The following is a 6949-nucleotide window of genomic DNA, read 5'->3' as shown; positions in this document are numbered from 1 at the left end:
TTTTTGAAAGGTAATCGACGTATTGCAACACGCTATGAAAAAACAGCACGAAACTATCTGTCGATGGTGAAATTAGGCTGTATTCGACTCTTTTGCCGGAGATTATATAATTAAGGGACACTACCTAGCTTCATAACTCATTTTCAAAGCTAGATCGTAGATTGGGTTGTTAAGATCTTTATCGTCGGTATATTGAGAATCCAATTCATACTCCCAACCGCTCTTATTCTATTCATTGGGATATGATTTATTTTACATGATTGCTGAGGAAAGAGCATGACCACTATGAAAGATGTAGCATATCAAGCTGGGGTATCCGTAGCCACTGTAAGCCGCGTTATCAACAACACGGCTTACGTCGAACCAGGCACCCGTGAACGTGTAGAAAAAGCCATGCGCGAACTCAATTATCACCGTAATTTTGCTGCACTTGCCCTGGCAAAACGATGCGGGAATATGTTGGGTTTACTCACTGGTAATCTAGCTGATCCTTTTTTTTCCCTTTTGGCACGTGGGGTTGAAAAAATTGCCAGGAAAAAAGGGGTAAAATTGATGGTTTGTAGTGGAGGATATCAAGCTGAACTTGAGAAGTCTGCCTTAGATTTTTTAATCAATCAAGGGTGCGAAGCGATAGTAGCGCATATCAGCCGAATGAGTGACATAGATGTATTACGTTATGCAGCGCATACACCAGGATTGGTGATTATCAATCGATATTTCCCTGCCATCGCCAACAGGTGCATTTGGTTAGATAATGTCAGTGCTTCTCAGGCTGCTACTCACTATCTTCTGCAAAACGGTCATCGAAAAATTGCTTGTGTAACAGCAGATCTACCGATTGATAATAGAAGGCTCCGCCTGGAGGGATATCATGCTGCAATGACTAATGCGGGTATCACAGTACCTGGCGAGTGGATTATTAGCGTTCCATTCAACGAAAAAGGTGGGGAACTGGCGACAGAAAAGCTTTTAGACAGCGGTATCGGCTTTACTGCGGCGGTAACATTTAATGACGTTATGGCTGCCGGTATGATGCGATCCCTACATCAACGGAAAATCAAATTACCGGAACAACTGTCGATTGTTGGGTTTGATGATATTGCTCCGGCCCGATATCTCTATCCATCTTTAACTACTGTACACAACCCAATAGAACGAATGGCTCAGAGGGCTGCTAATCTGGCGTTACAACTCAATGCCAAAAAAGAAGTGGTTCCACAAATGAATATGTTCTCAGCCGAACTTGTCATCAGAGATTCCGTTTTTCTGATAGAGAAATAAAAAGCATCACACATAAACATAAGAGTAAAATGATATACAGATCATATTTCATATCTCATGAAATCAATTATATGAACAAGTAACATCTGTCACATCGCATTCAAAATAAATTCATTATTCTATTCTGTTTCAACAATTCATCTGGAACTGGAGTTTTAAAATATGGATGACAAGAAAAAGCTTAATTTGGGACTTGCTATACTGCCAATTGCAGCAATGCTCTTATTGTTGGTTATTGGATACGGTCAACTGAATTTACGCATCGAATCCCTATTGCTCATATCAGCAGGAATAGCAGCTACCTTAGCATATTGGCAAGGTTATCGCTGGAATGACATTATCGAGGCTATTGTGGCAAAGCTGGCTAAAGCGATGCCGGTAATCATGATACTGATTTGCGTAGGGGGACTCATCGGAACCTGGATGATCAGCGGAACCATACCTTATATGGTTTACTGGGGATTAAAACTGATTAGCCCGCAATATATACTCATTGCCGCCTTCTTTATCACGAGCGTTATCTCAGTCTGCACTGGAACATCGTGGGGTGCAGCCGGAACGGTGGGTGTTGCCCTAATGGGGGTAGCGGCAGGTCTTGATGTGCCTTTGGCTGCCGCCGCAGGTGCAGTTGTTTCAGGTGCATATTTCGGCGATAAAATTTCACCTTTATCTGATTCAACTAACTTCGCCGCCATCGTCGCCGACACCGATCTTTACAGCCATATCCAACACCTGATGTATACCACTATCCCAAGCTTTATTTTAGCGGCGATTGTTTATCTTATCGCTGGTCATACCAGCTCGGTAGGTAGCATCGCAACACCTGAAAAAGTCACAGACATCGTTCAATCCCTTGAAAACCTCTATCACTTTAATTTATTACTGATTTTTCCGCCGGTACTGGTTTTGTGGGGCGCAATAACAAAACGTCCGGTGATACCCGTTATGCTGGCCGCATGTGCATTGGCTATTGCGATCGGCATAGGTCTCCAAGGACTCACCCTTAAACAGGGCCTTAATGCGTTGATAGACGGTTTCAATCTCTCTATGTTCTCTGATCAGGGACACAACATCACTGGAGTCGTTAGCGATGTTCCCCGTCTGCTCAATCGTGGTGGCATGTTTTCGATGATGAGTACCATCCTGCTTGCATTTTGTGCATTCGCGTTCGCCGGTGCTTTAGCACTTACTGGCGCCCTGACCGTCATCATTAACCAGCTTTTACAAGTTGTTCATACAACAGGGCAACTTATCATTGCAACCTTGGCAACAACTATTCTGGTAACGGGTGCCACCTGCAACGGAAAGTTGGGTCTCCTCATCCCGGCGGAGCTGTTCAAAGGGGCTTATTGTCGTATGGGACTGGATAATAAAAATCTGTCACGGACAATAGAAGATGGCTGTACCGTCATAGAACCGTTGATCCCTTGGACGGCTGCCGGCATTTATATGGCAACTACATTGGGTGTCAGTACGCTTGAGCTACTGCCCTGGGCTATCCAGTGCTATGCTGCCGTCTTCTTGGCTCTTATTTATGGCTTTACCGGTTTTGGTATCGCAAGAGTTACACCAAAAAAGTCCCAGAAGAATAAGGAAATTCAACATGAAACCGCCTGATTTCAATCAGATAATCGATCGCCATAATACGGGCTCTGTTAAGTGGGACTTTTTAGGGCGTGACTTGCACTTAGATAAGACTGACCTGCTTCCAATGTGGGTGTCTGATTTCGATTTCCAATGCCAGGAAGAAATTCAGCAAGCACTACACACCCGAGTTGACCACGGCATTTTCGGTTATAGCGAACGCAACGATCACTATTACCAAGCGGCAATAGACTGGTTTTCGAGACGCCATAAATTGACCTTATACCGCGACTGGTTCACTTCAATAGAAGGTGTCATACCTGGGCTGGCTTTACTGATACAGATGCTGAGTAAACCGGGAGAAGGTGTTGTTGTACAAGGGCCCTATTATGCTTCATTCGCCAAAATTATTACCATGAACGACAGGGTGATGATTGAAAACCCGCTTCTTGAAAGTTTGCAAAGTTATGAAATTGATTATGATCATCTGGAACAGATGTTGGAGCAACACAGACCGCCTCTGCTCTTGTTATGTAACCCGCATAACCCTACGGGTAGATGCTGGAATCATGACGAATTACTCCAAATATTGATACTCTGCAAAAGATACGGTACGACTGTAATTTCCGATGAAATTTGGGCTGATTTAATTTTGCCTTGGGGAAAATTCACCTCAATACTGCATTTGGGGAATGAATGGCATAACAATATCATTGCCGCGACCTCAACAAGTAAAACATTTGGACTTTCATCACTCCGCATATCAAATTTTCTCATTCCCAATCCCGAACTTCGACGTGCCTTTATTGAGCGGTTGAATGCGCATGGACTAGATGTATTCAACGCGCTATCAATGACTGCGGCCACAGCCGCATATCAACATGGGGATGTATGGCTTGATGAATTACAGCATTACATGGCGGAAAACCGTTGCTGGTTCGAGCAGGCTTTAACGTCTGCCGTTCCTTTGTGCCGAATGATCAAAGCGGAAGGTACATATCTGGCCTGGTTGGATTGTCGCGGTTTAGGTCTGGATGATGATGCTCTCCAGTTGGCCTTGCTACAAAAAGCTAAAATAGCCGCTTCAATCGGACGGAATTTTGGCGATAGGGGAAAAGGATTTATTCGGATAAATTTAGGTTGCCCTCGTGAATATCTTAAAAAGGCAATTACCGGTTTAGCGCAGTTGACACTATAAGATAAAAGGATGTTTGCGAAATTACAGAAATATAGGGAGGAATATCAATAAAATATAAAAGACCAACCCATTAATACAGAAAAGAGTTCACTATGACAAACATGCTTAATTGGGACTGATATATATATTTTAACTAGAGCACGATGACAAAACAGGGCGTTAATAGCCCTGTTTTAATTCTATTATCGTACCTGGGGATTTCCACAAGAAAATTTTCCAGTAATAAGTTTCTTCCCATTGATTTTTATATCAGAAGTTCATGTTTAAAATATCTGCTCGGCCATATTTCACAAGGCTCACAATTTAAAATGGTAGCAATAATCCGCTCTCCCTTGGGCCATGGGCGGTGTAAAACATTTGATAAAGTAGATGATGCAAGCCCTGCTTCTCTTGAAACCGCCGCCAACGATGTTCCCCGTTTTTTAAGTGCTGCAATAATATCCGCTGGGTGCCAGTCGTTTTTTACCACCATTCCTTCTTCTCCTCTTCTCAGTTTAGTTGTTCAAGGTGCTATATTCATATTCTCTTCAGATTGAAATTTTTATGCTGTTACATTTTTCCCTGAGTCCGCACTGATGCGGAATACAAAAAAATAGCGGTGCTAAGACGTTAAATCCCGCCAAGTACAGCCAAACATTCTCCGAATAAGAAAATGTTATGTCTAACGACAAAAAGGTCATAAATAAACTTTAATTGTTCAGAAATGTTCTTTCACGGATACGAGAATGTTTAAAAAGTTTAGTTCCTTTTAGAAATGTTGAAAGGGTATGAAATACTTTAACGAACGTCTTAAAGAAGCTCTTCAGTTACGAAAAATGACACCAACTAACGGATCGGCGTGCAAAGTGGTTATATTTCGAAGTTTTTTGGGGGAAAATCAACAACACCAAGTACATAGACTCAATCAGTGAATGCCTCAATGTCAATATTACGTGGACGCGGAGATGTGCCGCCTGTCGTAGAAACTGAGACGCATTATATCGATATCTCACTTTACACGTCAGATAATGACGATGATCTATTTGCAATATCAATATTATATAGTTAAGTTATTTTATGTATCACCAGAAAACAATTCATTCAGATAATAAACTTAATAATAATTAAGGAGTTACAATGTTAAATATGAAGAACAAACCAAATAATATCACTCCGCAATTAATTCATATGTGGGAAAAAAGTCATGAACCTTGGGGAGCTAAAGATCTGCAATCAAGGTTTATCTATGCCAATCCCGCTTTTTATCAACTGCTTAACTTACCTGAAGATTTCGATATTGCAGGGCTGACTACAGGTGAATTACCTTCACTTATGGCAGAATATGAAGAAGAATCTTGCCGCCAGGATCAAAAAGTTATTCAGACTATGCAACGAGTCACTTCAATGGAAACTTACCCATTTGGAGAACATAAAGTTAAACAAGTTTATCTCTGTGATAAATATCCACTTTATGATGAAAATAGTAATTGTATTGGGATCACTTTTCATATGTACAAACCTCAAAACTTTTCTACAGCTTACTACTATGAAAGAACCTCTCCGGCGACGCTGGAATTCATTCCGCCTAACGACATACTGACGCAAACTGAGTGGGAAGTGCTCTTTTTAACTCTGCGTTCAATGGATGAAGAAAGTATCAGCGAAGCATTAATGATGAATACAGAGGATGTTGTTAATCATATTCAGTCAATTTACCAAAAATTCAATTTGTCATTCCATATAAAATTAAAGGATTTCTGTAAAGAACATAAACTTGATCTCTATGTCCCTGAAAGATTTGTCACTGTTGGTAACAAAGAATTATAGGCTCATTATTAACTGAAAAATAGGATTCGATTATGAAAAAAATTAATAATATTGATATTTCACTTCAGATCATTAATACAATGCAGCAAAGTAATGAACCCTGGGGGATCAAAGATAAAAATTCATGCTTTATTTATGGCAATCTAGCACTTAAACATCTTGAAAATCTTCCAGATTCATTTGATTACGAAGGGAGGTATGATTATGAACTTCCTTGGGATGGCGCTGAGTTTGCAAAGGAATTTGTTCTTCATGATCAACGTGTAATGAAGAGCGAAGCAACAGTATGTTCGCTTGAAACACATATGTATGGCAAAGATAAATTTTTATCATCTCATTTTTGTGAAAAATACCCGCTATATAATGATGAAAACGAATGTGTCGGCGTCATTTTCCATGGACGGGAAGCCCAGGATTTCTCATTAACCCGTCTATTTTATGGAAAACTCCCTGCATCTATTATATTTCAACCACCGACTCGTTTATTTACTCCACGAGAATGGGATGTCATTTTTCTCTCTTTACATAAATATACCAGTAAACAAATTGGCAGAATATTAAATATTTCCTATCGTACTGTTGAACACTATACGGCACAAATATACAGAAAGGTTGGTATTCGGTCTGCTCAACAATTGGAAGAATACTGTCGCCTTAATGATTTTGATCTCTATGTACCAGAAAGGTTTGTGTGCCCAGAAAGCAGCATGTTTCTTTAAATTATCACGGCTTTTTTATGAAGAACTATACGATACCGCCTCAGATTATCAACACAATGCGAGAGCATAAAAAAGTCTGGGGCACTTGAGTTATTTAGCGGTAAAGTGGGCAATTCAACCGGACTATTACCCATTATCGGCCCATGAATACTTATACGTTAAAGTGGCTTCTTTAGCTGCTTTGCTACATAAATGCCCCGCACTAATGAGATGGCCGCCCTCACCCTGTTAGCAATATATTGACAGCGTGTGATTTATTTTTTATTTAAGAGGCCACCATCATGAACACTATCGCATTGATTGGCATCGATCTTGGCAAGCATTCCTTTCATATCCATTGTCAGGATCAATCAGGAAAAGC

Annotated in this window: 6 protein-coding genes and 1 pseudogene; 6 read left to right on the top strand and 1 reads right to left on the bottom strand. The window is 40.7% G+C overall.

What is annotated here, in order from left to right; genetic code table 11:
* From EAE89_RS22045 to EAE89_RS22030, 4 genes and pseudogenes are all read left to right on the top strand, one after another.
* Positions 1-114, top strand: a pseudogene (locus EAE89_RS22045) (IS5/IS1182 family transposase); the annotation flags it as partial.
* A 162-nt stretch (positions 115-276) separates the two neighbouring features.
* Positions 277-1281 carry a LacI family DNA-binding transcriptional regulator gene (locus EAE89_RS22040; RefSeq protein WP_054481387.1) on the top strand — a complete coding sequence of 335 codons (1005 nt, stop codon included), beginning with the start codon at positions 277-279 and terminating at the stop codon, positions 1279-1281.
* A gap of 162 nt (positions 1282-1443) precedes the next feature.
* Positions 1444-2898, top strand: a complete 1455-nt coding sequence (gene nhaC, locus EAE89_RS22035) for a Na+/H+ antiporter NhaC (RefSeq protein WP_214086581.1) — start codon at positions 1444-1446, stop codon at positions 2896-2898.
* Positions 2885-4063 (top strand): MalY/PatB family protein, encoded by a 1179-nt coding sequence (locus tag EAE89_RS22030; protein WP_054481383.1) that lies wholly within the window; start codon positions 2885-2887, stop codon positions 4061-4063. Before nhaC ends, EAE89_RS22030 begins: the two co-directional genes overlap by 14 nt.
* 244 nt (positions 4064-4307) lie before the next feature.
* Here EAE89_RS22030 and EAE89_RS22025 read toward each other — a convergent pair whose 3' ends face one another.
* The gene (locus EAE89_RS22025) at positions 4308-4535 is read right to left on the bottom strand and encodes a helix-turn-helix domain-containing protein (protein ID WP_054481382.1); all 228 of its coding nucleotides are present in this window, start codon (positions 4533-4535) and stop codon (positions 4308-4310) included.
* Between the two features lie 644 nt (positions 4536-5179).
* Between EAE89_RS22025 and EAE89_RS22020 the strand changes: the two genes are divergently transcribed.
* Positions 5180-5869: a PAS domain-containing protein gene (locus EAE89_RS22020; RefSeq protein ID WP_054481380.1), complete on the top strand. Its 690-nt coding sequence runs from the start codon at positions 5180-5182 to the stop codon at positions 5867-5869.
* A gap of 32 nt (positions 5870-5901) precedes the next feature.
* The gene (locus EAE89_RS22015; RefSeq protein ID WP_054481377.1) at positions 5902-6588 is read left to right on the top strand and encodes a helix-turn-helix transcriptional regulator; all 687 of its coding nucleotides are present in this window, start codon (positions 5902-5904) and stop codon (positions 6586-6588) included.
* Positions 6589-6949 lie beyond the last annotated feature (361 nt).

Origin of the sequence: Photorhabdus heterorhabditis (assembly GCF_018448905.1) — a bacterium.
GTDB classification, from domain to species: domain Bacteria; phylum Pseudomonadota; class Gammaproteobacteria; order Enterobacterales; family Enterobacteriaceae; genus Photorhabdus; species Photorhabdus heterorhabditis.
Note: the sequence above shows the minus strand (reverse complement) of the source record. Positions and strands in the feature narration are given on the sequence as shown.

What these genes read in the sequence shown, in the direction of transcription:
- EAE89_RS22040 (WP_054481387.1), top strand. Translation starts at nt 277, where the DNA reads ATGACCACTATGAAAGATGTAGCATATCAAGCTGGGGTATCCGTAGCC.
- nhaC (WP_214086581.1), top strand. Translation starts at nt 1,444, where the DNA reads ATGGATGACAAGAAAAAGCTTAATTTGGGACTTGCTATACTGCCAATT.
- EAE89_RS22030 (WP_054481383.1), top strand. Translation starts at nt 2,885, where the DNA reads ATGAAACCGCCTGATTTCAATCAGATAATCGATCGCCATAATACGGGC.
- EAE89_RS22025 (WP_054481382.1), bottom strand. Translation starts at nt 4,535, where the DNA reads ATGGTGGTAAAAAACGACTGGCACCCAGCGGATATTATTGCAGCACTT.
- EAE89_RS22020 (WP_054481380.1), top strand. Translation starts at nt 5,180, where the DNA reads ATGTTAAATATGAAGAACAAACCAAATAATATCACTCCGCAATTAATT.
- EAE89_RS22015 (WP_054481377.1), top strand. Translation starts at nt 5,902, where the DNA reads ATGAAAAAAATTAATAATATTGATATTTCACTTCAGATCATTAATACA.